20 protein-coding genes and 1 pseudogene are annotated in these 24,851 nt (G+C 40.2%); 6 read left to right on the top strand and 15 right to left on the bottom strand.

Features of this window, described 5'->3' with window-relative positions:
* Positions 1-129: 129 nt before the first annotated feature.
* Positions 130-1,980 carry a penicillin-binding protein 2 gene (mrdA, locus tag UYK_RS0114135; protein WP_009457145.1) on the bottom strand — a complete coding sequence of 617 codons (1,851 nt, stop codon included), beginning with the start codon at positions 1,978-1,980 and terminating at the stop codon, positions 130-132.
* Between the two features lie 280 nt (positions 1,981-2,260).
* Here mrdA and UYK_RS0114130 point away from each other — a divergent pair, with 280 nt between their 5' ends.
* Entirely contained in the window at positions 2,261-3,172 is a 912-nt protein-coding gene (locus UYK_RS0114130; protein WP_009457146.1) for a polysaccharide deacetylase family protein, read from the top strand.
* Between the two features lie 379 nt (positions 3,173-3,551).
* Here UYK_RS0114130 and UYK_RS0114125 read toward each other — a convergent pair whose 3' ends face one another.
* From UYK_RS0114125 to UYK_RS0114105, 5 genes are all read right to left on the bottom strand, one after another.
* Entirely contained in the window at positions 3,552-5,783 is a 2,232-nt protein-coding gene (locus tag UYK_RS0114125; protein ID WP_016871617.1) for a glycoside hydrolase family 57 protein, read from the bottom strand.
* 156 nt (positions 5,784-5,939) lie between these two features.
* Positions 5,940-6,170 (bottom strand): NifU family protein, encoded by a 231-nt coding sequence (locus UYK_RS0114120; RefSeq protein WP_009457148.1) that lies wholly within the window; start codon positions 6,168-6,170, stop codon positions 5,940-5,942.
* A 208-nt stretch (positions 6,171-6,378) separates the two neighbouring features.
* Positions 6,379-7,017 (bottom strand): DUF3386 domain-containing protein, encoded by a 639-nt coding sequence (locus UYK_RS0114115; RefSeq protein WP_009457149.1) that lies wholly within the window; start codon positions 7,015-7,017, stop codon positions 6,379-6,381.
* A 116-nt stretch (positions 7,018-7,133) separates the two neighbouring features.
* Positions 7,134-8,882: an ATP-binding protein gene (locus UYK_RS0114110; protein ID WP_009457150.1), complete on the bottom strand. Its 1,749-nt coding sequence runs from the start codon at positions 8,880-8,882 to the stop codon at positions 7,134-7,136.
* A gap of 181 nt (positions 8,883-9,063) precedes the next feature.
* Complete coding sequence (locus UYK_RS0114105; RefSeq protein ID WP_009457151.1) at positions 9,064-9,300, bottom strand: hypothetical protein; 237 nt, start codon at positions 9,298-9,300, stop codon at positions 9,064-9,066.
* Positions 9,301-9,668: 368 nt separating this feature from the next.
* On the opposite strand from UYK_RS0114105, the gene lepA reads away from it, so the two are divergent.
* The 3 genes and pseudogenes from lepA to UYK_RS0114090 all read left to right on the top strand — a co-directional run bounded on the left by lepA (position 9,669) and on the right by UYK_RS0114090 (position 13,390).
* Positions 9,669-11,480 carry a translation elongation factor 4 gene (lepA, locus tag UYK_RS0114100; RefSeq protein WP_009457152.1) on the top strand — a complete coding sequence of 604 codons (1,812 nt, stop codon included), beginning with the start codon at positions 9,669-9,671 and terminating at the stop codon, positions 11,478-11,480.
* A gap of 240 nt (positions 11,481-11,720) precedes the next feature.
* A pseudogene (locus tag UYK_RS27310) lies at positions 11,721-11,882 on the top strand (ATP-binding protein); the annotation flags it as partial.
* Between the two features lie 8 nt (positions 11,883-11,890).
* On the top strand, positions 11,891-13,390 hold the full coding sequence (locus UYK_RS0114090; RefSeq protein ID WP_026086470.1) for an aminotransferase class I/II-fold pyridoxal phosphate-dependent enzyme: 1,500 nt from the start codon (positions 11,891-11,893) through the stop codon (positions 13,388-13,390).
* Between the two features lie 278 nt (positions 13,391-13,668).
* Here the strand turns inward: UYK_RS0114090 and hpsJ-A are convergent, their stop codons facing one another.
* The 4 genes from hpsJ-A to UYK_RS0114070 form a co-directional block, all read right to left on the bottom strand.
* The gene (gene hpsJ-A / locus UYK_RS0114085; protein ID WP_009457155.1) at positions 13,669-14,370 is read right to left on the bottom strand and encodes an HpsJ-like protein, cyanoexosortase A-associated; all 702 of its coding nucleotides are present in this window, start codon (positions 14,368-14,370) and stop codon (positions 13,669-13,671) included.
* Positions 14,371-14,412: 42 nt separating this feature from the next.
* The gene (locus tag UYK_RS0114080; RefSeq protein WP_009457156.1) at positions 14,413-15,069 is read right to left on the bottom strand and encodes a cyanoexosortase A system-associated protein; all 657 of its coding nucleotides are present in this window, start codon (positions 15,067-15,069) and stop codon (positions 14,413-14,415) included.
* A 7-nt stretch (positions 15,070-15,076) separates the two neighbouring features.
* Positions 15,077-15,937 (bottom strand): cyanoexosortase A, encoded by an 861-nt coding sequence (crtA, locus tag UYK_RS0114075; RefSeq protein WP_009457157.1) that lies wholly within the window; start codon positions 15,935-15,937, stop codon positions 15,077-15,079.
* Between the two features lie 95 nt (positions 15,938-16,032).
* Entirely contained in the window at positions 16,033-16,674 is a 642-nt protein-coding gene (locus tag UYK_RS0114070; RefSeq protein ID WP_235182333.1) for a PEP-CTERM sorting domain-containing protein, read from the bottom strand.
* Positions 16,675-17,104: 430 nt separating this feature from the next.
* Between UYK_RS0114070 and UYK_RS27785 the strand changes: the two genes are divergently transcribed.
* A complete protein-coding gene (locus UYK_RS27785) occupies positions 17,105-17,518 on the top strand; it encodes a DUF1194 domain-containing protein (RefSeq protein ID WP_083819808.1) in 414 nt (137 codons plus the stop codon).
* 253 nt (positions 17,519-17,771) lie between these two features.
* Here UYK_RS27785 and UYK_RS0114060 read toward each other — a convergent pair whose 3' ends face one another.
* The 4 genes from UYK_RS0114060 to UYK_RS0114045 all read right to left on the bottom strand — a co-directional run bounded on the left by UYK_RS0114060 (position 17,772) and on the right by UYK_RS0114045 (position 20,128).
* Positions 17,772-18,299: a hypothetical protein gene (locus UYK_RS0114060; protein ID WP_009457161.1), complete on the bottom strand. Its 528-nt coding sequence runs from the start codon at positions 18,297-18,299 to the stop codon at positions 17,772-17,774.
* Positions 18,300-18,383: 84 nt separating this feature from the next.
* Positions 18,384-18,821 carry a hypothetical protein gene (locus UYK_RS0114055; RefSeq protein WP_009457162.1) on the bottom strand — a complete coding sequence of 146 codons (438 nt, stop codon included), beginning with the start codon at positions 18,819-18,821 and terminating at the stop codon, positions 18,384-18,386.
* A 378-nt stretch (positions 18,822-19,199) separates the two neighbouring features.
* Positions 19,200-19,382 carry a CsbD family protein gene (locus UYK_RS0114050; RefSeq protein ID WP_009457163.1) on the bottom strand — a complete coding sequence of 61 codons (183 nt, stop codon included), beginning with the start codon at positions 19,380-19,382 and terminating at the stop codon, positions 19,200-19,202.
* 272 nt (positions 19,383-19,654) lie between these two features.
* Complete coding sequence (locus tag UYK_RS0114045; RefSeq protein ID WP_009457164.1) at positions 19,655-20,128, bottom strand: hypothetical protein; 474 nt, start codon at positions 20,126-20,128, stop codon at positions 19,655-19,657.
* A gap of 319 nt (positions 20,129-20,447) precedes the next feature.
* Between UYK_RS0114045 and uvrB the strand changes: the two genes are divergently transcribed.
* Complete coding sequence (gene uvrB / locus UYK_RS0114040) at positions 20,448-22,445, top strand: excinuclease ABC subunit UvrB (RefSeq protein WP_009457165.1); 1,998 nt, start codon at positions 20,448-20,450, stop codon at positions 22,443-22,445.
* A 498-nt stretch (positions 22,446-22,943) separates the two neighbouring features.
* On the opposite strand, the gene UYK_RS0114030 is transcribed toward uvrB, so the two are convergent.
* Positions 22,944-24,563 carry a S8 family serine peptidase gene (locus UYK_RS0114030; RefSeq protein ID WP_016871613.1) on the bottom strand — a complete coding sequence of 540 codons (1,620 nt, stop codon included), beginning with the start codon at positions 24,561-24,563 and terminating at the stop codon, positions 22,944-22,946.
* Positions 24,564-24,851 lie beyond the last annotated feature (288 nt).

The raw sequence follows: 24,851 nt of genomic DNA, 5'->3' as shown, positions 1-24,851 counted from the left end.
GGTGTGCATCTGTGTTCGCCTTTCAAAACATTTCTTTCTGTGAAATCGTAGCGACTTTAAACCCATGCGTACTGTGGAATAAGCACACCACAGACGCAGAGAATTCGCTACAAACCATGAAAAATCGTACTAAGGACGATGATTTCCTGAGTTATTACCCTGAAGCTTGTTGTACTTACCTGGATATTTCTTGTAAAAATAACTTTCCATCACTTGTAACGCCATAGGTCCAGCAACACTACCGCCGCCACCACCAGAATGTTCTGCAAATGCGACAACCAAAATTTCTGGTTTATCGGCGGGAGCATAACCACCAAACCATGCATGATTGGCTTTGACACCGTGACGTAACCAAGCTTCGGCGGTTCCTGTTTTACCAGCTACAGGAGGAAGAGTCGGTACATTTAAAGCTTTACCCGTACCTTCACTTACCACCTTGCGTAGTCCATCCCGCAGAACTCGGACTGTGGAGGCTTTCATGTTGACTGGCTCACGCCAAGATTTGGCTTGCTTGTTGTCTTCAAGTAAATGGGGTTGAACTCTGTAACCACCATTAGCAGGTACAGCAAACATCACAGCAACTTGCAAAGGAGTGGCAAGTAGCGCTCCTTGACCAATTGACATATTCACAGAATCACCTACAGTCCAAGGCATTTTCCAGACTTTGCGTTTCCATGCTTCATCAGGAACAAAACCTTTTGATTCCTCTGAGGTAAATTCAAACCCAGTTTTTTTACCAAACCCATACTTGCGCGTCCATTCAATTAAAGTCGGGCCACCAACTCTAGCACCAACTTGATAGAAAAAGGTATCGCTACTCATCGCGATCGCTCGTGCAAATCCCAATGGTCCAAATCCAGCATGGTTCCACTCATTAAAACGAGTACCGCCAAAATTTAGATAACCATAGGTTGGTAGTATTGTGTCAGGAGAAAATTCACCCGACTCTAACCCGGCGGTAGTAGTGACAATTTTAAATGTACTTGCTGGGGGATAGGCTCTCAAAGCACGATTGAGTAAGGGATGATTTGCACCCAACAAAATTTCTTCCAATTCTTTTTGGGAAGCTTTTGGCTTGGAGAAAACATTGGGGTCAAAGGTAGGGTGAGACACCATTGCTAAGATTGCACCATTGTAGGGGTTCATGGCGATGATAGTTCCATTGCGATCGCCTAAAGCTTTTGCTGCTGCCATTTGTAAATCCGCATCTAGGGTTAATCGCAGATCCTCACCAGCTTTTGCCTGTTTCTGTCCCAAAATCCGTAATGGACGCCCGCTACCATCTACTTCCAATTGCTGACCACCCCATTCACCCCGGAGTAAGTCCTCATAAGCCTTCTCAACTCCCATCTGACCAATCACATCTCCGAGACGGTAGCCTTCGTCTCTTTTTTGTTGCAACTGTTCGGGTGTCAATTCCCGAGTATAACCTAGTACATGGGCAAATTCTTTTCCATGTGGATAATAACGAACTGCATCCGTATGTATTTCTACATTATCTAGTTCGCTTTCATACTCTTTTAAGGCAGTAATTTCATCTAAACTTAAATCGTGTTTGATCCGCACTAATCCAGAATAGTTAGGTTCTTTCTTAGCTTCTTCAAGTTTCTTTTCTATCTCATCTAAGGGGATATGAAGAATTTGAGATAAACGCGGCCCTACTCTCGACCATGAATCCTTATTCTTGTGAGCCATCGGCCACAAATATACAGAATGAGGATAGCGAGTAGTAGCTAAAAGTTTGCCATTGCGGTCAAAAATATTACCCCGTTCTGGTTGTTTGTGTAAAAGCCGAATTCGATTAGACTCAGCCCTTTCTCGGAGAGTGGGGCCTTGAACAATTTGCAAATACACCAACCGCGCTAGAATACCGTTTGTCATTAAGAGGGTAAACACAATCAAAAAGATAGACTGTACACCCCGTCCAACGGTACGTGATTGCTTATTATTGCTGGCTAGAGGAGATTGTAATAAGGACATACTATTAACTTTAATTACGACTCACTTGATTCTGTATACGATTACGCTCTATTACTACCCGTATTGAAAGAAAATAATTCGAGTAGTGTAGACTTGGTATTTTTTCCCGGTATAGAATAAACCAAAATATGGTTCAGTATGGAAGCCAATAGACTATAATAATTTGTTTTTTTACAAAAAAATAAGGTTCATTTGTCACTTTCGACAAATCTCGCAGAAAAACCTTGCTTCTAAGTTCTTAATATTGTCTGTATTTTGGCGCATTCCTGAAAACTCTAAAATGACTTACAGTAAAGCTGCTCCAGTTGTAAATCCCCCAAAAAGTAAAAATTTACCTCTGAGTTTGGCTGTAAGTTTTATTATTATTTTATTTCTTTTAATTTTTCAGGATAATGCTACCGTCATTCCTATTTTGGGGTTTCATGGTGTAATTAATAATAAAAATTCTGTTACCCAGCTTGAACAAGGTAGAATGCATTATCCCCAAAAAAATTTAGAAAGATTTTTAGAATACCTGCTGATTAACGATTATTGGTTTATAACTTCACAAGATTTATATGAAATTTTATCAAATCAAAATCATACAAATTCAGATTTATTTGTGAAGAAAAAGCCTATTATGATTTCTTTTGACGATGGCTATAGAACAGTATACACAAATTTACTACCTGTATTAAAAAAACTAGAAAAAAAATATGGCAAGAAAGTAAAAGTAGTTTTGTTTATCAATCCAGGTGCTTTATCTAAGAAAAGTAGTGTTAATTCCACTAATCTAAGTTGTCAGGAGTTAAGAGATGGATTACAACAAGGTTTTTATGATATTCAATCTCATGGATTAAATCATAAAGATTTAACAAGACTAAGTAATAAAAACTTGATCGAGGAATTACTAGAATCCCAGAATGAATTAAGAAAATGTACACATGATTTAGATCCGCAGCAAAAAGTAGCTTCTCATTTTGCGTATCCTTATGGTGCTTATAATCAACGAGTCCAAAAATATGTATCTAAATATTATTTATCAGGGTATTTATACAATAATAAGATTTTAAATAGAAGTTTTTTAAAAAATCAGTATGAAATACCTCGTTTAACAGTTAATCGACAAGAATCAGTCCAAGATTTAATAGAAAAATTTGATACAACATTCAACGAAAAATCAATGAAATTTCTAGATAAAAAATTGAATTAAGAAAAAATAAAAGCTGAAGAGTAGCAAGAATTAAAATTCTCTTTTTATCTGTGTGTATCGGTGTGTATCGGTGGTTGAGTTTTCAACAAGATTATGGGGCAATGAGGGGGTAATGATTATCGAACACAGATGAACACAGATGAACACCGATTCGATGACTGGGTTGTCTTTTTATCGGTGTGTATCGGTGTGTATCGGTGGTCGAGTTTTCAACAAGATTATGGGGCAATGAGGGGGTAATGATTATCGAACACAGATGAACACAGATGAACACCGATTCGATGACTGGGTTGTCTTTTTATCGGTGTGTATCGGTATCGATGTGTAAACCTCTTTTTCAATTAACGATCAATCACCAACCACCAACAACTAACAAATATTAAGGTACTTCCATCGAAATCAAACCATTCTCCGGCAAATAATTGCAAAAACGCCCTTCATCTGCAAACGCTAGAATTAAGCGCAGGGTATAGTCTGGTGGCACTTGTAAATCAGCCCACGGAATCGCAATCTCTAAACAACGGTCTAAAGCAACTTGCGCCCGACTAGTACGAGGATGCCATTGATAATGTTCCCCTGCTTCCCGAAATTGAACCGATTGCGTCAGTAAATTGATTTCTAAATGATGATGGAATAGGTAATTCACTGGTGCAATATCTGGCACTTCCGCTAAGGGAATAGGGCTATTGTGCATCGTCTTGTCAGGATAAAACCACAGCAAATTTAACTCTGGTGGCAAATCCTGTCCTGGCTGACTACCTGCTTTGAAGTCTAGCCTCAGATACAAATTCAAGTGATCTACCCCATACCACAGACGTTGGATGACGCTGCTGTTGTGCATTGTTCCCCGTGCGCCACCTATTTCGATACGTCCAGCTTTATCCCAGTCTTGTTCATCTCCTTTACCGTCTATATTGGGATGAATAAAGCTTTCTGGACGATGATCTGTGCGTGCAGCATGAACTTCTACAGGCTGACGTAAGTAGGGAGGTATGGGTTCATTTAAAGCTTTGTAAATACCACACAGATGTTCGCGAAATAATTGATCGAAAATCGCGTCTTGGTTGGAAGAATGCCCTTCACCAAACCACCAAAACCAGTCAGAACCTTCTGCTGCGTACAATGCTTCCCAAACTGCTGGGTTGTTTTCTTCGGTTGCTTCTGGATGATTTGCTAAGGTGGCACGTGCCTGTGTCAAGTAATCCCAAGCACGATTTTTGGCAGGATCACCAATCCAAGTGGTAAAACTACCATCTACCCAAGAACCACTGTGTAGTTGTTTTCCAGGAATAGTTGCTGTTGGTGGGTACTGTTCGAGGAATTCTGAGACGGTGACGAGTTTGAGATGTGGTTCTCGTTCTAGGGTTGCATACAAAGCTTCTAAAAAGGGTTTGCCATCTTGAGCATAAAATTCCCAACAATTTTCGCCGTCTAAGGCGATGGTGACTAACCAAGGTTGTTCGCTTTGATGTTCTCTTTGCATTTTTGCGATCGCTTGCAGGTGTCCTACCAAGTCGGCGGCTGCTTGTTTCGGTGGCATGGAACCATAGGTAAAGCCAATTAAATCTGATAATCTATGGTCACGGAAGACGATCGCTAAATCACCGGCAGGGGTTTCTAAACGGTACGGTCGATACAATAACTCTGGTTGTTGCACATTTCCCGCCCCGTCCCGGTGGAAAAAGTGTCGCAGCGTCCATCCCAGGACAGCTTCATCTGAGCAAATCCACTTAAATCCTTGTTTGACAATATACGGTAAAATTTCTGGGCTAACTGACTGTTCCGAGGGCCATAGACCACGGGGTTCTTGCCCAAATCTATCTATGTATAAATTCCAAGCTTTTTGTAAATGTCGGGGAATATCTTCTGGCCACTGAAATCGATACTGAGGCAATGTCATATTTGGTACAGCTACTCTGCCGGAATCAGTATCAGCAAGTAAGGGCAAAATCGGGTGAGTGTAGGGCGAAGTGAGTACTTCAATTTGCCCTGTTTGTTGCATTTTCCGATGTTGGGGGATAATGCGGCTAATGATGTCTCGTTGTTTAGAATAAATACGCTGGCGATCGCTTAAAGTAAAATTTCGACCTTGTTTTAACCACGCAGCAATTTCTGGGTCATCCCAAAACAAGGGATCAATCCAAGCCAAATTGTGCCAAGCCAATAAATCGCTATAATCTTGTGCTTGCCAATTTTCCAAACACCAAGCTTGTCCTTTCTCTTGCTTTTGCCTATATAACTCACTATAGCGGGGATGAGGATCAATCATCGTATGATGATTGGCATCAAAAAAGTGTTGGATAATAAATTCTCGCTGTTGCTGAGTGAGTTGTTCTGTGGGTGTGAGACTAACTTCTAAGTAAGGATCAAAAGCTGCACCAGCGATATAATCTTCTAGTTGTAAGATTAGTGATGGTACTAAATTCACGGTTTGGTGTAACTTAGGATACCTCTCTAAAAGCAGTACTAAATCCAGATAATCCTTAGTACCGTGTAGACGTACCCAAGGCAAGCGATAATTCTGAGACAAAGAAAGCGAAACGCCGCTGCGGGATTTATACAGCGGCTGATGTTGATGCCAGATAAAAGCGATGTAGAGCAGATGAGACATAGGCTTATTTGGGCATGGGACATGAGGATCGGCATTGGGTGTTGGGCATTGGATATTGGGCATCGGGTATTGGGCATCGGGCATAGTAATATCCCAATTACCAATTACCCATTACCAATTACCCATTACCAATTACCAATTACCCATTACCCATTCCTAAATTACTTGCTCAACTTCTGCAATTTCAGGAATCATTTCCTTGAGACGACGTTCAATACCCATTCTCAAGGTCATTGTGGAACTTGGGCAAGAACCGCAAGCGCCTTGCAACCGCAGTTTAACAATGGGGCCATCGAGTTCTACAAGTTCCACGTTACCACCATCAGACATCAGATAAGGGCGCATCTCATCCAAAACAGTTTCTACGTTGTCAGCTGTCAATTCCATTTTTCAGACCTCATTTTGAGCAGAAATATTTATTTCTATATTTGTTAACTACATCCTAGTACAAGAAGGGTGGGGATTAGGGAAGTGTGGGGTGATGGGGGGCAATGGGGAGAGTATGAGGAGTATGTAGACGCGTAGCGGCTTAAGGTAAGGGTGGGGTAGAGGAATTACCACTAACTACTAACCACTAACAAACAACAATCAACCACTAATTAAGAACAATATTTGAGTACTTGAAATCAGTATTAGTAGTATTTTTGTCATCTATATACTCTTGCACAACTTGCTTGGTCATGATATAATAGTCGCCTATTTTCTCATAGGTATCTTCAAACTTCAGAATGCTGGTGACTTTGTTGGTTTGAGTGTTGCGGAAAGTAGCCTGATAGGAAATGGGAATATAGCCTTCACCTGTATCCAAACTTTTATAAGTATCAATTACAAAAGCCATACGACCCATTGTTCGATTTACCTGACAAACTTGCTTATCCCGGATTTTGTAATTAGAATCTATTGAGTTGCCCTTGACCAAAATTTCCACTGCATCGGTGTTGTCTCTTTCACCGAGAACGAATTCGTGATTGCCGTGTGACTCCTCAAAAGAAATACGTTGGCGGTGAGTGACCATATCCTGTAATTGAGTGTAAATACCTTCTGCAACTTGCTGATCACTGACTCTTGTAACTTCTATACTCATGTCGTGGTTAATGCGAACTTGACCTGTGTAAACCTCCGCACCCTGCACCACTTGTACATCTGCACTGTAACCGGGAAAGTTTTTGTCCCAAGTGTAACGGCTTTCGTAAGCAGTTTGGAATAACTTGCGGGCTGTGTCTGGAGTTGTCATACCACCACATTGACTTCACTTTTCTTAGTTTAATCCGCTTTGTAGTGTCCAGAGTCAATAGTCAATTGTTTTAACTGGTAACAATTGACGATGGACAATTAGCAATTGACAAATGACTATTCTTGTGCATTGACCTCACTTGGTGAAACCATCACTGGTTGCTGATACAGTGGTACATTGAAAGTTACTGTGGAGCCAAGCCCTTCACCCAAGCTATAAAAATGTACTTCTCCACCCATAGCTTCTACAAGTTTTTGAGAAATGACTAGTCCTAAACCTGTACCACCATATTGACGAGTGCGGGAACCATCCACTTGTGAAAATAGTTGAAACAGTTTGTCTTGTTGATCTAGAGAAACGCCAATACCAGTATCTGCCACACGTACTTTTACCATGCCGGGGAATTCTCGGTCTTGAAATATTATTGTTTTGCGAACTACATCGGCGTTGACAGTCACACCACCTTCGTGGGTAAATTTAATGGCGTTGCCGACTAAATTCAGCATTACTTGCTTGAGGCGTTGGTAGTCACCGTAGACAAGAATATCATCCGATGTATCTGGCAAATGCATCTGGAAGCTCAGGTTTTTTTGTTCGGCTTGCAAGCGCATAAAGTTGCCTACATCGCTGAAGAGTTCTGCAATACTGACTGGCACTAGTTCCAGTTCCATTTTGTCTGCTTCGATTTTGGCAAAGTCTAAAATGTCACTGATGACATCCAGCAGATGGAGTGATGATTTATGAGCCTCCAATATAAACTGCTTTTGTTCCTCTGGATCATCAGCCATTCCGTCCAAAATTAATTTTAAAAAGCCGATCATCCCGTTCAGCGGCGTTCTAATTTCGTGGGACACGTTAGCGAGAAACTCACTTTTGAGGCGGGATGCTTCTTCTGCTTGTTGGCGTGCGGCTTCTAGTTCTCTATACAAAGTCGCATGAGCGATCGCAGTCCCTAACTGATCTGCCACTTCTTTTGCTAGTTCAAGTTCTGTGGCTGTTACACCATAACATTTATCGCACAGAGTCACAGCAATCAATCCGTTGGGCTGATCTTGATAGCAGGTTGCTACTACCAACATTGTTTCTTGCCCAAATAGCGGATGTTTGGGGTTTTCTTCTAAAATTGGTTCTAGGGTAGTCAAAGCTCTAGCAAATGCTGGCTCAGCAGCAATATCCACTTCTAAACCCAACACAGAACTTAATGCTGGTTGACGATACTCTGCTATTACCTTGAGTTTGTTATTTGACGGTTGGTATGGACAAATAATTGAACGCTTCAGTTGTAGCAGTTCTCCTAAACTATCAACCGTTTGTTGCCAAATTATATCCAAATCTAGAGTGCGGCGGATATTTCTGGTAATTTGCGTTACCAATTGTTGATTTTGCTGTGAACGTAAGGCTAATTCCAATTCTGTGGTGCTTTGTGCGATCGCTTCCATTTCTGTTTTGTTGACTGTAGCTTGTAGTAGCCGTCCAATCACCAAAACAGCGATCGCAGGATTACCCAACGTCGGCAAAATTGGGCTAATAATTAACTCCAACTCTATCAACTGCTCTTGATAGCGAAACCAGTATTGACACTTTTCTGGCACTAAAGTTGTAAGTATCCGGTGCAACCTTTCTAGGTAAGCAACCTTATCTACTGGGGCAAAAACCGCATCGACATTGGCATCAACAACTTGCTGAGGATCAATACCGAACCTTTGGCAGTGTTGCCAATGAAAGGAAAGATATCGCCCTATCCCATCTTGCGTATACACCAACTCGGCTCCGAAATTGGCTGATGAGCCATTAGCGTTACTGGTAAAAGTTTCCAGATGTTCAGACACAAAATTTGGCTGTTGGGAATTAGCAGCAATACTCATGACTCGAGTTGGATAAGACAAATGGCAACCCAAAAAATATTTTTGGCTGAAGCTGTTTATAGCTTGGCATAAATTTTTACAGCTTTAGCACTTTTGATGAGTAAATTTTTGGCTGACAGCCTTAGAAAATATACACTTTCTCACTCTCCCTTAACACTTAATTTTTTCTCTCATGTAGTTACTAATCATTCCATTCGCCTCGTGGTGGTACTGGCATACGTCTAGGAGTGCGTGTAAGTTCATCATCTCTGGGAACTTCACCTCGTAACCACTGACGAATTGCCACTTCAATTACTTTACTGGGGTCATTGGTTAAATGGCGAATTTGCTCCACCAAATCAGAGTCTAGACGAATTGCAATTTCTACCTTATCGGCTGGAGATTCTTCCACGTCGGTAATCTTATCTTTCATATTCATAGTTTCTAACTCTCAATTCGTTTATCAAAAGCTTTGTGATGAGCTTGTTTTTGGTTCTAGGCAATTGTCACCTGCAATCAGCTTCTTTTGTCTGCATTTTGCAGTTCTAGATGTTTATTGTACGCTCCCAACCGATCAATACCAGATGCCATAGATAGACCTTTATATTTTGTCAATATTAGTGGTTATTTGTTGGTGGTTAGTGGTTAGTTAATGATCTACTACTTCTCACACTCCCCACCTCCCCACCTCCCCACACTCCCCCTTAACCTTTCTCCTCCAATTACACCGTCTGAGCTAAGAAACCATTAAAATACGTTAAGTATATTTCTGTTTAACCTTGGTTGCTGCTAAAGCAAAAAAGTATTATGACTGACGTTCCCGCAGTTCGTATTCGGAATTTTTGTATTATTGCTCACATTGACCATGGCAAATCTACTCTTGCTGACCGCTTGCTGCAAGTTACTGGCACGGTGGACGATCGCTTAATGAAAGAACAGTTCCTTGACAATATGGATCTGGAACGGGAGCGCGGCATTACCATTAAGCTGCAAGCAGCCCGGATGAACTACACGGCAAAAGATGGTCAGCAGTATGTACTAAATCTAATTGATACTCCTGGTCATGTGGATTTTTCGTATGAAGTATCCCGCAGTCTGGCAGCTTGCGAAGGTGCATTGTTGGTAGTAGATGCTTCCCAAGGTGTAGAAGCACAAACTCTTGCCAATGTTTATTTAGCACTAGAACACAACCTGGAAATTATTCCGGTGTTGAATAAAATTGACTTACCGGGAGCAGAACCAGATAGAGTCATTGGAGAAATTGAAGAAATTATTGGCTTGGATTGCAGTGGTGCGATTCTTGCTTCTGCCAAAGAGGGAATTGGGATTGATGAAATTTTAGAAGCGATTGTAGAACGTATTCCACCACCACGAAATACAGTCAACGAACCTTTAAGAGCATTGATTTTTGATAGCTACTATGACAGCTACCGGGGTGTAATTGTATATTTCCGGGTGATGGATGGGACTTTGAAGAAAGGCGATCGCATTTACCTGATGGCGTCTGGCAAGGAGTACGAAATTGACGAGTTAGGTGTACTTTCTCCCAACCAAAAGCAAGTTACAGACTTACACGCTGGAGAAGTCGGTTACTTGGCAGCAGCCATTAAAGCTGTAGCTGATGCCCGTGTCGGCGACACTATTACCCTGACTAATGCCAAGGCTGCTGAACCCCTATCTGGTTACAAAGAAGCTAATCCAATGGTGTTCTGTGGCATGTTTCCCATCGATGCAGACCAATTTGAGGACTTGCGGGAAGCATTAGAAAAGCTCAAACTCAATGATGCAGCCTTGCATTATGAACCAGAAACTTCTAGTGCGATGGGTTTTGGCTTTCGTTGTGGTTTCTTGGGATTGCTGCACATGGAAATTGTGCAAGAACGCTTGGAACGAGAATACAACCTAGATTTAATTATTACTGCCCCTTCAGTAGTTTATCGAGTTACCACCAACAAAGGCGAAGTACTCTACATCGATAACCCCAGTCACTTACCCCCTCCCAACGAACGAGAGAAAATAGAAGAACCCTATGTCCAAGTAGAAATGATTACACCAGAGACTTACGTAGGTACTCTGATGGAATTATCACAAAACCGACGTGGTGTGTTTAAAGATATGAAATATCTCACCCAAGGACGTACCACCCTGACTTACGAATTACCCTTGGCAGAAGTCGTCACTGACTTTTTTGATCAGATGAAATCGCGATCGCGTGGTTATGCCAGTATGGAATATCACCTGATCGGCTACCGCGAGAATCCTTTGGTGAAGCTAGATATCATGATTAACGGCGAACCAGTTGATTCTTTGGCGATGATTGTCCACCGTGATAAAGCCTATGGTGTTGGGCGTTCAATGGCTGAGAAGTTAAAAGAACTCATTCCTCGCCATCAATTCAAAGTGCCAATTCAAGCCGCTATTGGTAGCAAGATAATTGCCAGTGAACACATTCCCGCTTTACGAAAAGACGTACTTGCCAAGTGTTACGGTGGTGACATTAGCCGGAAGAAAAAACTGTTACAGAAGCAAGCCAAGGGTAAAAAGCGGATGAAAGCTGTAGGTACAGTTGATGTTCCCCAAGAAGCTTTTATGGCAGTGTTGCGGTTGGATCAGCAGTAATGCTTGCAAAAAAAGGGTGTAGGAGTGTAAGGGTGTGGGGATGTAGGAAGAGCCAAATTTTCATGTTTGGTTGTGGGATTTTCCCATAATTGACTCTCTTGAAAATAGGGATTGGGGAGCAACTTAACAGCAAACCCATAATCCATCGGTGTGCATCGGTGTACCCTGCGGGAAGCCGCCCTTACGGGCGTCTACATCCGTGTTCGTTTTATTTTTAATCAAATGGTCGCTGGTGTAGCGACCAAGCCTGTGGGGAAAGGTACTGGATTGGGTTTATCAATCAGTTATCAGATTGTGACGGAAAAACATCATGGTAGGCTTTACTGTAATACAACGCCAGGACAAGGTACAAAGTTTGTGATTGAAATTCCAATTCGGCAATTCAGCCATGCTGCTGCTTGATGATAAAAATGCTCGATCAACATCAAACACCTTTATTAGACACCTTAAAAGTTTGTGCTGAACATCCCCATGCACCTTTTTACACTCCAGGACATAAACGAGGTGTGGGAGTTTCCCAGAAAATAGCTGATGTTTTTGGTAAAACTGTATTTCGCCACGATTTACCAGAATTAACAGAGTTAGATAATCTGTTTGCACCAGCAGGCGTGATTCAACAAGCACAAGAATTAGCAGCAGAAGTCTTCGGTGCTGCACAAACATGGTTTCTTGTCAATGGTTCTACTTGTGGAATTCAGGCAGCAATTCTTGCTACTTGCGGCGCTGGCGATAAAATTATTCTGCCACGCAATGTTCATTCCTCTGCGATCGCAGGATTAATTCTCTCTGGAGCCATACCAATTTTTGTCAATCCAGAATACGACCCTGTTTTAGATATTGCTCACAGTATCACTCCCAGCGCAGTAGCAGCAGCACTCTTGGAGCATCCCGACGCCAAAGCCGTGTTCATGGTTTATCCTACATACTACGGTGTTTGTGGAGATGTCAGAGCGATCGCCCAAATTACCCACCAATACAATATTCCTTTACTGGTAGACGAAGCCCACGGCGCACATTTTGCTTTTCATCCCCAACTACCCACCCCGGCTTTAAAAGCAGGTGCAGATTTATCTGTACAATCGATTCATAAAACCTTGGGTGCAATGACTCAAGCATCAATGTTACATATCCAAGGTGAGAGGATAGTTCGCGATCGCCTCAACAAAGCTTTGCAGCTAGTACAATCTACTAGTCCTAGTTATTTACTCTTAGCTTCCTTGGATGCCGCCCGTCAACAAATGGCGCTGCACGGGAAAGAGTTAATGTCTCACACACTGCAACTTGCCGAGGAGGCGAGAACTAGAATTACACAAATTCCCGGATTGTCGATTTTACAAAGCCCCCCTTTGCAAGGGAAGTTGGGAAAATCCCCTGGTTTTATAACATTAGATCAAACACGCTTGAGTGTAAATGTTTCCGGTTTAGGTATAACAGGCTTTACTGCCGAAGAAATTCTCAATGAGCAGCTCAGTGTAACTGCGGAATTTGCTTCTTTGCAACATCTCACATTTATTATCAGTTTGGGCAACACCCAAGAAGACATGGAGCAGTTGGTACAAGCTTTTACTAAACTTACTGAGATCACCTCACCCTCCAGCCCCCTCTCCCATAAAGCAGAGGGGGAGAAAATATGGGATGATGTTTTTACTATGGGAGATTTTGCGCGTATCTCGCCTCGTGAAGCTTTTTTTGCTGCGACAGAAGTATTACCAATACTAGAAACTACTGGACGTATTTGTGCTGAAATCCTCTGTCCTTATCCCCCCGGTATTCCTGTGTTAATGCCAGGAGAAGTTATTACTAAACATGCGTTGGAATATTTGCAACAAATCCAGGCTATGGGAGGATTTATTAGCGGTTGTGCGGATAATAGTTTAAGTACAATTACAGTTGTTAAGAGTAAATTTTGATTGCTCTGTATTTAGGAGTGTTTGTCTAACAACTTTTGAAGGCTTGGCTCAGATCTTGCACCTAATTTTTCTTCTGCCAATAAATAAATCTCCAGAGTATTGAGTTCAAGTAATATCAAGTTCGGCTAATTGCTTACAATATTATACTTCGCTGTTGGATATCGGGCATTGGGCATTGGAAAATTATCAGTATCTTGATTACCAATTACCCATTACCCATTACCAATTACCAACCCGTGGGAGAGTATAGGTACGTAAGCGAACATGATATTAGCTAATTAAAATCTTGCCCAATCTGTGCCTTTCCAAAAACCAAAAAATAGAAATGCAGATACTAAAGCACCAAGAATCCATTTCGTAGAGGTCTTGATTAAGCTTAGACCACGCAAAGATTGGGTAGCTTCTGCTTGCTCCTTGATTTGTACTTTTGCTCTAGAAACTTGAGACAAAAGTTGATCCTTTAGTTCTTCTGGTTTTTTACCATATAGGGAACCACCCCGGCTTTTTAAAAGATCATCTAATTGTTCAGGAGTCGCTTGACTAAGTTGCTTTTGTAACTGTTCAGCACGAGAAATTTGCTGTGTAGATATATTATTGATTTGGGCAATATTTTCTTTATTAAGCCGAATAGTATTAACAATCCCTAAAGGTATCATTAATATAAACAACGCTGAAAACAATATAGTCAGCCAAGACAATAATTTTAAAACGGGAAATTCCCATCTATTGCGCGAATGCAATTCACCATAAAAAATTAGTGCCAACCCAATTAAAGGTACAGGTACACGTTCAACTATTGCTCCTATAGTTTGTAATTCCCAAGCAGGGTTGAAAAAGTTTGATGGCAGAAAAATTGCTACCCAATCAAACACAGATAATATCAATAGGCCATAGCCTAGCGATCGCACAATAGTTAATGAACTTTCCTGCGTTAAAACAAATTGGTGGGAAGCAGATGTTTCAATTTTTGATTTAGTCATAACTTATTGTAAAAAATCACAACAATTCTAAAAGACAAAACTTTAAGGTTTATGCAAACGAGAATGCCAGTATTTATGCCAAGAAAACCAGGCAGATTCCAGGACTTGATAAGTAGCTTCTGGGGAAGAATTTCTTAAGGGAATCGACAAATGTGACCAAAGACAGTGCTCGTCTTTTATTACCTGTTTTTGAGCAAATAACCAAGACAATAAAAGTTCCCAAGATAGGTTGTTTGGGCGTTGACTTTGGTTAAATTGGGTATTCGTAAAAGTGCTATAACCTTGCAGGTTAATACAAGCACTTAGGAAGGCTGTTTGTTGTTCAACTCCTAATCCGTAATAGCCTACACCTTCTCTTTTTCGTACGATGACAGATGATGAAATCTGAGTATATTTTTTAATCAGTTGATTAACATCTCCTATTTTTACATAACGCATTTCAATTTCTAAAGGTAAATCTCTATGAATATATTGATAGTTCCTTTGAACTAACAATTCAGAATTATTTTGTATCTGCTGAGATAAATCTCTGCTAGATTTTAGTTGCCACTGGGGTAAATTTACAACTTCTGGAAAAACAAAATCATCGACTGTGCTTTTGTCTCGTTTGGGCAGCAGTGTAACCTGTCCCAATACAAATAACACGTTACTAAGGCATAATATTAACAATAAAATACGAATTTTTTTCCAATTCATCATATCTTAATTATGACAACTTAGAATCTTGATTTTTAGATTCATTGTGTCCAATTAAAAACCAACAGAATAAACCAAAAATTAGTACAGAAATTATTGAAAATAAAAGAGAGCCATTTCCACTATGCCAGTAATCAAAAGCATTCATATTATCTTTTGCTACGATGACAGTCATCAGTGCCACTCGTCCAGCATTCATCATAAATCCCACCGTAGCAGCGACAATTGGAACCAATACTTTGTACTGCCAACTCTGAGGAAAGACTAGCAGAAAAAGTATTGCTAAACCCAACATTTGGGAAATTAATTCTACACCAGAACAACCACGAAGTACTTCTACACTGCCATTTGGTAGATAAATATTGATTCCAGTAAGAGTGACATCAAAACCGATGTACCAAAGTATAAAAGCTGATGATTTGGCAGTGAGTAATGTAATCTTATAAATAGCCCATTCTGGTAATAGCTTGGGTATACTGAGAAAAAGCAGGGTTATTAACTCACCGATGTATTGCTTTAGTCCTTGAAAACCAGAAGCTATTAAAGCAAGACCTAAGCCAAAAATAAAGGGTGAAGCATACAAAAAACCTCCAAAGCTATTCATAGATGCACTTCTGATCAGTGCTATCCAGATGAAAGCTAAACCCAAAAAACTGGATAAAATGTCACTTTCAAGACTTAGATTGTCTCGTTTTTCCCAAACTATAAAAGATACAGCCGCCCAAGACAAAAAACTAGTACCGAATAGGTTAGTATTTTCCGCTTTCCAAACCAGGGTTAGATGAATTGCAATTAAACCTGAACCTATTGTTAATAGCCAGAACTGTGGATGAGCCAGTCGTATGACTGTAGCCAGTTGATTAGTTTTCATTATCTAATTTAGTGGCAGCTTTCCGAGCAATTTTGTAAAACTTGGATTTTTCAGGTAATATTTTTAGATTGAGCTAAACAACTTCTAAAAATAACTTATTGTTTTATATTTTTTTGTTGCTTGAATTTTCGATGTAAAGCCAAACCCATTCCACCTGCTGCTAACGAACCAAATATAGTTATAGGTTCAGGGACAGGTTTAGTTTTTTTATTAAAAGAAAAGTTATCCATTGCAAAATGCGTACCTTTTCCGTTGTAGCCAGCGTTATTACCACCAGAAGATGTAAACCTTAAATAATCTATTCCCAAAAAATCAAATCTAAATAGTGTAGGAGCTTGGGTATTTAAAAGAACTGTCTGTGAATACTTTCTTTGCCCTGATTCTCCTCCTATAAAACCTTCTACTAACACAGTCAAATTCTCATTCCAAGCAGCTGTTAAATAAGCACTATTAAAATCGAAAATATCATCAACAGTACTTATAGCAACAGTTTTTTCAAAGCCATTATAGGCTACGTTTTCTGGTGATACTGTGCCATTAACATAGCCAGAAGGAGTAAAAGAGGTTGTATTGAGGTAATAAAAGTTTTCCCAATTCAATCCAGCATAGCCGTTAGCAATTGGATTTTGAGATCCAGGTAAATCGTCAAAGGTAATAGTAACAGCTTGAGCTTGTTTTGTATGAGCGATCGCAGCTGCAATACCAAAAGATACAGCTATTGTTGCAATCTTCAGCAACTTCTTTGTTGACTGAAATTTGCTCAGTGTTATACCTGAACTAGCTTTGTCTCGCGTCTTTGCGAATTGAAACCCTATCATTAAACTCACTCCCACAACATGACAAAAAGTGATGGTAGACTTTCCCTGGAGTGAGATTTGTAATTACCCTTGAGCTGCTGCAATTTCAAAATTACAGCTACAGCGCTTAACTCTCCTGTCGGGTTCTATACAGAAGGACTTAATATAATATATACTGTGAAGCCTACAGATTGCTTAACTTGTTAATTTTTCCAAGAATTCAAGTAATAAGCGATACTAATCATATAGTATAAATAAAACTTCACCACTAAAGTTTACAAAAACTTTACAGTTAAAACTTGTTAATTTGTGTCGGACGTAAGATTTGACAAGCTCCTTACAAATATAACTTGCCTAGACAGCTAGATAAATTTTTTATAAAGCGAAAATAATTGCTGACAATGGAGTATGCGATCGCAAGCAATGGGGAGATGATGCAGATGCGATCGAAAGCACAACAAGACCATTTTCTGGTAGTACTGGTATTGCTAATGCTATTGATTTTGCAGTTAATCTTCTCAACACCAATGATTACGATGGTACAAGGAGAGTCATTGATATATCAGGTGATGGCGTTGAAAATGTTAGCTCAGATGATGGTTTAAAAACAGCACGAGATAATGCAGTTCAAGCAGGGATTATCATCAACGGTCTACCGATTTTGACCGGAGATCCAGATCTTGATGACTACTACCAGCGAATGATTTCTCAGACTTTGGTAACGCTGTCACCCAAAAAATTGGACGTGAAATTAAGCCTGACCAACCAGTCCCTGAACCGATAACTATCCTTGGTTCCCTTGCTGCTGGTGGTATAGGTGTTGTCTTGCGTCGCAAAAAGAAGCAAAAAGACACTGGTAATACCGTTTCACTATAGGTTTGATACATTTAGCCACCAACGAGACAAAGAGGACAAGGTGAAATGGTATAACGTGTAAATCTGCTTAAAAATCTACTTGATTTGTAATTTGATCAAGCAAAAAAAGAGGGTGGTAATACACACCCTCGTTTCATGTCTATATTATTGACATTCCCAATTTACTTGTTACGACCACCCAACCACTTAGCAGCAGCAAGTCCGACAATGGCTCCCACAATCGGGTTACTGAGGAACTTGATGATAGCTGGCTGTTCTGCTAATACTTCCCGGAAAATGTCGGGATGGTTGTGATATGCAAAAGAAGCGAGTCTGCTGACATCATCCGCACTCATGCGGTTGGGGTTGTGGGTAGAAAGTCCTAGTTGTTGCTCAAGATGACGCTCATCCAATCCTCTTTGCTTCAGGTGTTTGAAAAAGGCGCGTGCGACATCATCTCTTTCGTTGGGTTTAATATTAGCGATCGCCTTTTGTAATTCCGGCTCCATTTGGCTAGGAGGAATGCTGCTGGAATTAAAAGAGCGTTCAAACATTTGGCGACGCTGGGAAGGCGTTGTACGCTGAGCAAAATCATCAAAGCTTTGATACTCTTGTGATACATCACCGCTGGGAGCATCATCAAGAGATTCTACATTACCCTGAGCCAAATCTCTCATTATTTGGCGTTTATACTCTTCACTGCTACTCACTTTATCAATCTCCTTTTCTTATCCTTGCTGGTAGTTGGTGGTTGATTGTTGGTTGTTAGGACACCAAACAACAAACAACAATCCCTAGCTGTACTGAACTTGATTGCTTTGGACGTCGTATCGAGCCGTCAAAATCAGCTGCTTGTCGGGTGCGTATACCAAAACCGTCAAATCTTGATTAGGAAAATTTTTCCGAAAACCTTCAACTAGAGATCTTGTCAAGGTTCGCACTTCGTTAGGACGAACTTGTGGAGAAATAACGACACCTAACTTGTTGTTATCACGAACATAAGCATCTGTGACTAATCCCCGAGATGTTTGCACAACCCAGTTACCAAAAGATTGTCCAGCTGCGGTGTTTCCCCGCTCTAATTGTGCGTAAGCTACATCTCGACCAACTACTGGTGGATTTGTGGTACGGTCAACTTGGGCAACGTTACCACCACAAGCAGTAGTAATAGTTAAAACTAAAATTAAAACAACAGCCGTGACAAGTTTACGACTCTGCTGTAGCAGACTCATTTTTGTTTCCTCCTCAATAAATACTGTTAGAGAACTAACAATATGTTTTATTTATTTTCATTAGCAGTTTGTAATCTATACATTTGGCTCTGAATAATAAGTCCGCTTCAGCGGACTTATCATCTCAATCAACATCTTTTTAGAATTTGAGCCAGTTTAGCTAATCGCTCTTTTATAAAAGAGAATGCACCCTGTTTGTTTAATTCTGCACTGTGAATTGCATGGTTAGTCAATTCAGTACGCCTTGAACTAAACTTCAAGGCTTATAGCCAAAGTCTATCAAAATAAACTGATATTCATATTCGGTAGACTTTGGCTCACTTGAACTTTTAGCTACGAAATTTATTTCTTGGCAAACTCAAAAGCTATTCCGAAATCTTAGTCAAGATTTTTCTTGATATTATCTTTGACATCTTCTACAGAGTGACGTACTTCACTTTCTGCTTGCTTGGCTTTTCCTTCTGCTTTATCTTCTGGATCGCCAGTAACATTTCCCCGTGCTTCTTGTGCTTTACCTTCTACATTTTTAGCTGTAGCTTTTGCTCTATCTTCTAAACTCATTTCTTTCTCCTGGTTTTATATAATTATTCAGTTTCAAAGCTGTTGGAAAGTTGATAATTAACTTTGATTTTTTTAGCTTTGATGTTTATAAATTAGCGAATGATTTTGACTTTAGCCTTCTTTCCACAGGTATATTAGTTTCTATACTCCAGGAGAGATAAGTAAATTATTAGTGAGATATTAACAATCAATCAAGAACTCAAAATATTTCATAAAAAACCCGCCTTTCCTAGAAAAGCGGGTTAGAAATTATATAAATATAATTGTTTTCACTAATCAAGATAACCCATCAAAAATTCGGAATCATCAATAACATTTGATGCTACTGGACGATTACCCATCACAGAGTAAGTTTCAGAAATTACCAGAGAGCTGGAGGCGATGGGGCGAATTCCAGATAAATTGATGGTATCAACTACATGGATTGTGTTTGCGGTAATAGGACGCACACCCATAATGTTCATTGTTTCTACAACTTGTAAGCTACTGGTGCTAATAGGACGTACACCAGCAATTGAAACTGTCTCTGCTACTTGCAAATCGCTAGCAGCGATCGGACGTACTCCAGAAATAGCAAGTGTATCAGTTACTTCTAATTTACCGGACGAATCCGCTTGAGTTACGAGATTACTATCTTGTTCGTTTGAGCTTTGCGTTTTGTTATTTTCGACGTCCACTGTATTTTCCCCCTTTGATTTGGCACGTTGGCGAGGACTTACTGCCTTACCATTACTGCTAACGGCCATATGCTCATACCTCTAGATTGTTAAGTATTTTTTACAAAAATTCAACAGAAGTGAAGTTTTTCCTATAAATTAAAGTTTAACTTTAAAAAATATTGTATATGTATAGGGTTGTTTAAAATCTACACATAAGTAAAAATCAACAAGTTAGGGATGAGGAATGGGGAGTGTGTAGACGCAACAGCGGCTTCTTGTAAGAGTAGAGTGTAATATTTCCCTTGTCCCCCTTGTCTCTCTTCCGATTGGTGATCGCCGATCCTCAATCCCCAGTCTCTATTCGCTACTATGAGATAGGTATTTAGGGTATTTAGAGCAAAACTACATGACAAAATTTTGTCTTCAAGCACCCTTCAATCCAACAGGCGATCAGCCACAAGCGATCGCACAGCTAGTTAGTAGTATCCAAGCTCACAATCGTTATCAAACATTACTGGGAGCAACTGGAACCGGAAAGACATTTACAGTTGCATCAGTGATAGAAAAAGTCGGTAAACCGACTCTGGTACTGGCGCACAACAAAACCCTTGCAGCCCAGCTTTGTAACGAGTTACGAGAATTCTTTCCCAACAACGCTGTTGAGTACTTCGTCAGTTACTACGATTATTATCAACCAGAAGCCTACATTCCGGTTACCGATACCTATATTGAAAAAACAGCCTCTATCAACGATGAGATAGACATGTTGCGACACTCAGCCACGCGATCGCTCTTTGAACGTCGTGATGTCATCGTTGTTGCATCCATTAGTTGTATTTACGGTTTGGGAATTCCCTCAGAATACCTCAAAGCTGCCATTCCTTTCCAAGTCGGAATGGAAGTAGATCAAAGGCAGATTTTGCGAAATTTGGCATCAGTACAATATAGCCGCAATGATACAGAAATTGGTCGGGGACGTTTTCGTGTCCGGGGTGATGTCCTAGAAATCGGTCCAGCCTACGAAGATCGGATTATTCGCATTGAGTTTTTTGGTGATGAAATTGACGCCATTCGTTACGTCGATCCAGTCACGGGTGAAATTCTTCAAAGTTTACAAGCAGTGAATCTTTATCCGGCGCGTCACTTCGTGACACCAGAAGAAAGATTAGAAGAAGCCTGTGATGCGATCGCCCAAGAATTAAAAGAGCGCAAAGCAGAATTAGAATCAGCCGGGAAATTACTCGAAGCGCAAAGAATAGATCAACGTACCCGTTACGATTTAGAAATGTTGCGCCAAGTGGGTTACTGCAACGGCGTAGAAAACTATTCTCGCCATTTAGCAGGAAGACAAGCCGGAGAACCACCAGAATGTTTAATTGATTATTTCCCCAAAGATTGGCTATTAGTTATTGATGAATCTCACGTTACCGTACCACAAATTCGCGGTATGTATAACGGCGATCAAGCTAGAAAAAAAGTGTTAATTGAGCATGGTTTTCGCTTACCTAGCGCTGCTGATAACCGACCTTTAAAAGCAGAAGAATTTTGGTCAAAAGTTAACCAGTGTATTTTTGTTTCTGCGACTCCAGGAGAATGGGAATTAGAAGTTTCCGACGGACACATAGCAGAGCAAATCATTCGACCAACCGGCGTCCTTGATCCAGAAATTATCGTCCGTCCTACAGAAGGACAAATTGATGATTTACTAGGTGAAATTAAAGATCGAGTAGACCGCCACGAACGAGTGTTAATTACCACATTAACTAAAAGAATGGCGGAAGATTTAACAGATTATCTGCAAGAAAATAGTATTCGAGTCAGGTATTTACATTCAGAAATTAACTCGATTGAAAGAATAGAAATTATCCAAAACTTGCGCGATGCTAACTTTGATGTCTTAGTTGGTGTCAACTTATTACGTGAAGGTTTAGATTTGCCAGAAGTTTCTCTGGTAGCAATTTTAGATGCAGACAAAGAAGGATTTTTACGTGCAGAACGATCCTTAATTCAAACTATCGGAAGAGCAGCGCGTCACGTGCGGGGACAAGCGATTATGTATGCAGATAATCTCACCGATAGCATGATTAAAGCCATTGAAGAAACCGAACGCCGTCGGGGAATTCAAATGGCGTATAACAAGATGCACGGAATTACACCACAACCAATAGTAAAGAAATCGAGTAACGCAATTTTGTCTTTTTTAGAAGTATCAAGAAGGTTAAATGCTCAAGAATTAGAAACAGTCGATCAACATCTAGACGAATTACCGTTAGAAAATATTCCAGAATTGATAACTCAATTAGAAGCACAAATGAAAGAAGCGGCGAAGAAACTAGAGTTTGAAGAAGCGGCGAAGTTACGCGATCGCATTAAGCATCTGCGGGATAAATTGGTAGGACGTTAAATGATAAATTTTGAACACTGCATTTTTATTCTCTAAATCTGATGAATCCTCGCTTTGCTGCTAAACCGCCTTGAAAGGAAATTCCAAGGCTTATAGCTAAAACCTACTGAAGTAGACAAAACTGCATATTTTGATCCACTTAAGTGGACTTAGGCTATTAGCCCGGAACTTTAGTTCTGGGCAGTATTGTATTGTAACAGCGATAAATCATCTGTGTTTATCGCCTTGCACTGTGTTCGCTTAATCATCAAACCCATTACCCTAACGCCGAAACCAAGAACGAACCCAACACCAAAATTCGGGACTAGACATCATAACTGGTGCTTGCGGTTGTGAAAGACGCTCAATCCTATTTTTGCAACGTTGAACCATTGCATCAAGTCCCATTGCTTAGTAAAGTTCACAAGCGTTACGATAAGCACCGATCGCTCTGATTGGCGGTTGACGTTTTCTAAAGTCAGACCTAGATTAAACCAAGCAATAGCTTGTCCAGTTTTATTATTTGTTTGTATAGCTGCGAATCCAAGGTGAAGTAACATTGGTATTACTGTCATAACTCAAGCTGGTAGTATTCCCCCTAGAGTTTGCAGTTTGCGTTGTGCTATTTCCTGATGTTTCTGCTAGAATTTGACGCACTTGAGCATCACTCAAGTTAGGGTTGGCGCTAAGCATCAAAGCAACTACACCCGCAACGTGGGGAGTCGCCATTGATGTACCGCTATAGGATGCATATTCATTACCTGGAAGTGTAGAGTAGACATTGACACCAGGAGCTGTAACGTAAGCAAGTTGGTCTGCTCCCGCACGGTTAGAGAAGTCTGCAAGATTTTTATTTTGATCTACCGCACCAACAGCAAGCCCATAGTTTTTCGCATAACGGGCAGGATAAGCTGGTTGTGAACCACCATCATTTCCAGCTGCCATGACAACAATAACACCTTTGCTGCTGGCATATTCAATCGCTTTTTGCAGTGTATCGTTAGAACGACCGCCGCCTAAACTCAAGTTAATCACATCAGCGCCATTATCTACAGCGTAATAAATACCATTAGCGATCGCACTATAAGAACCTGAGCCTTCATCATCTAAAACTTTCACTGGCATAATTTTGGAATTATAGGCAATACCAGTGACACCATAACCATTGTTGACTCCTGCAATAGTACCAGAGACGTGAGTACCATGACCATTAACATCTAAAGTACTATTGTTGTTGCCGTCAAAATTCCAACCGTAGTAATCATCAATATAGCCGTTGCCGTCATCATCTTTGCCGTTACCAGGAATTTCCTTGCTGTTCGTCCAGATATTAGAACTTAAGTCTTGGTGGTTATAGTCTACCCCAGTATCTAAAACAGCCACAACCACACCTTGACCAGTGTATCCCTTCGCCCAGGTTTCTGGTGCTTTTACCAAATCAGCCCCCCAGTTGTTTCCACCCAAGTCAGGAACATCTACAAAAGGTTTTTCACCAATGGCTTTAGCCACTGCTGCGGAAGCGTTAATTAAACCATAGCCAGAGTCGGGACTATATCCTCCACTTGCTGTGTTGGTAATCGTAATTTCCCGCGCCAAAACATTATTTGTATTACTAATTTCTAGGACATTATCCAAAGCATCCGCTCTGTACAATATATAGTAGTTTCCAGCAGCAAGATCGCTATCGATAGTCACATTTTGAGATTGAGAGGTAGAACTACCAGCCCCAAGACTACCAAGCCAGCTCCAACCTAAAAGAGAGTCATCACTACTAATGTTTTTGTCTTTAGAAATATAAAAATCTGTATAGTTAAATCCAGAAGTATTTTTACCTTTATTTTTCACCTGATAAGAAATTTGAATAGTGCTGCCGGCAGCAGCTACACTAGGAGCAAATGCATTTTGTACTACTAAATCTGCTTTGGTTGCTTGAGATGATACAGATTTTTTTGATTTGCGATCTTTTCCTCGCTGTTCACTAACATCTGGTTCTAGAGTATTTTCTGTTGTATGAAAGCTACTACGACTACTGTAAAAGTAGCGTTCATTTGGAGAACTAAAATTATCTACTGAATATTTAGGAGTAATATTTAGCCCTTTATCATCAAACAAGTTCTGATTATGATTTTGAATGGGCATAATTATTTTCTCCTTTGGAAAACTTTTAAAGCATTGAATTATCTCCCTCCTTGACAATAATTACTATATAAATATGATGTAAAATGCTAATGATTTTACAAATAATGTTGTTTTCATGCATTAATTCAAGAGATGCAAACAAAAACTTAAAAATTGTATATTGAATAACTCAAATAATGTAGCAATTACTTGATTTTTCTTCATTTCAAATTTAGAATAGTCCAAGTATTTTGAGAAAACGAACACAGATGAACACAGATGCACACGGATAATTCCATCTGTGTTTAT

The organism is Fischerella thermalis PCC 7521, from assembly GCF_000317225.1.
In the GTDB taxonomy this organism is placed as follows: Bacteria; Cyanobacteriota; Cyanobacteriia; order Cyanobacteriales; family Nostocaceae; genus Fischerella; species Fischerella thermalis.
Note: the sequence above shows the minus strand (reverse complement) of the source record. Positions and strands in the feature narration are given on the sequence as shown.

What these genes read in the sequence shown, in the direction of transcription:
- mrdA (WP_009457145.1), bottom strand. Translation starts at nt 1,980, where the DNA reads ATGTCCTTATTACAATCTCCTCTAGCCAGCAATAATAAGCAATCACGT.
- UYK_RS0114130 (WP_009457146.1), top strand. Translation starts at nt 2,261, where the DNA reads ATGACTTACAGTAAAGCTGCTCCAGTTGTAAATCCCCCAAAAAGTAAA.
- UYK_RS0114125 (WP_016871617.1), bottom strand. Translation starts at nt 5,783, where the DNA reads ATGTCTCATCTGCTCTACATCGCTTTTATCTGGCATCAACATCAGCCG.
- UYK_RS0114120 (WP_009457148.1), bottom strand. Translation starts at nt 6,170, where the DNA reads ATGGAATTGACAGCTGACAACGTAGAAACTGTTTTGGATGAGATGCGC.
- UYK_RS0114115 (WP_009457149.1), bottom strand. Translation starts at nt 7,017, where the DNA reads ATGACAACTCCAGACACAGCCCGCAAGTTATTCCAAACTGCTTACGAA.
- UYK_RS0114110 (WP_009457150.1), bottom strand. Translation starts at nt 8,882, where the DNA reads ATGAGTATTGCTGCTAATTCCCAACAGCCAAATTTTGTGTCTGAACAT.
- UYK_RS0114105 (WP_009457151.1), bottom strand. Translation starts at nt 9,300, where the DNA reads ATGAATATGAAAGATAAGATTACCGACGTGGAAGAATCTCCAGCCGAT.
- lepA (WP_009457152.1), top strand. Translation starts at nt 9,669, where the DNA reads ATGACTGACGTTCCCGCAGTTCGTATTCGGAATTTTTGTATTATTGCT.
- UYK_RS0114090 (WP_026086470.1), top strand. Translation starts at nt 11,891, where the DNA reads ATGCTCGATCAACATCAAACACCTTTATTAGACACCTTAAAAGTTTGT.
- hpsJ-A (WP_009457155.1), bottom strand. Translation starts at nt 14,370, where the DNA reads ATGACTAAATCAAAAATTGAAACATCTGCTTCCCACCAATTTGTTTTA.
- UYK_RS0114080 (WP_009457156.1), bottom strand. Translation starts at nt 15,069, where the DNA reads ATGATGAATTGGAAAAAAATTCGTATTTTATTGTTAATATTATGCCTT.
- crtA (WP_009457157.1), bottom strand. Translation starts at nt 15,937, where the DNA reads ATGAAAACTAATCAACTGGCTACAGTCATACGACTGGCTCATCCACAG.
- UYK_RS0114055 (WP_009457162.1), bottom strand. Translation starts at nt 18,821, where the DNA reads ATGAGTCTGCTACAGCAGAGTCGTAAACTTGTCACGGCTGTTGTTTTA.
- UYK_RS0114050 (WP_009457163.1), bottom strand. Translation starts at nt 19,382, where the DNA reads ATGAGTTTAGAAGATAGAGCAAAAGCTACAGCTAAAAATGTAGAAGGT.
- UYK_RS0114045 (WP_009457164.1), bottom strand. Translation starts at nt 20,128, where the DNA reads ATGGCCGTTAGCAGTAATGGTAAGGCAGTAAGTCCTCGCCAACGTGCC.
- uvrB (WP_009457165.1), top strand. Translation starts at nt 20,448, where the DNA reads ATGACAAAATTTTGTCTTCAAGCACCCTTCAATCCAACAGGCGATCAG.
- UYK_RS0114030 (WP_016871613.1), bottom strand. Translation starts at nt 24,563, where the DNA reads ATGCCCATTCAAAATCATAATCAGAACTTGTTTGATGATAAAGGGCTA.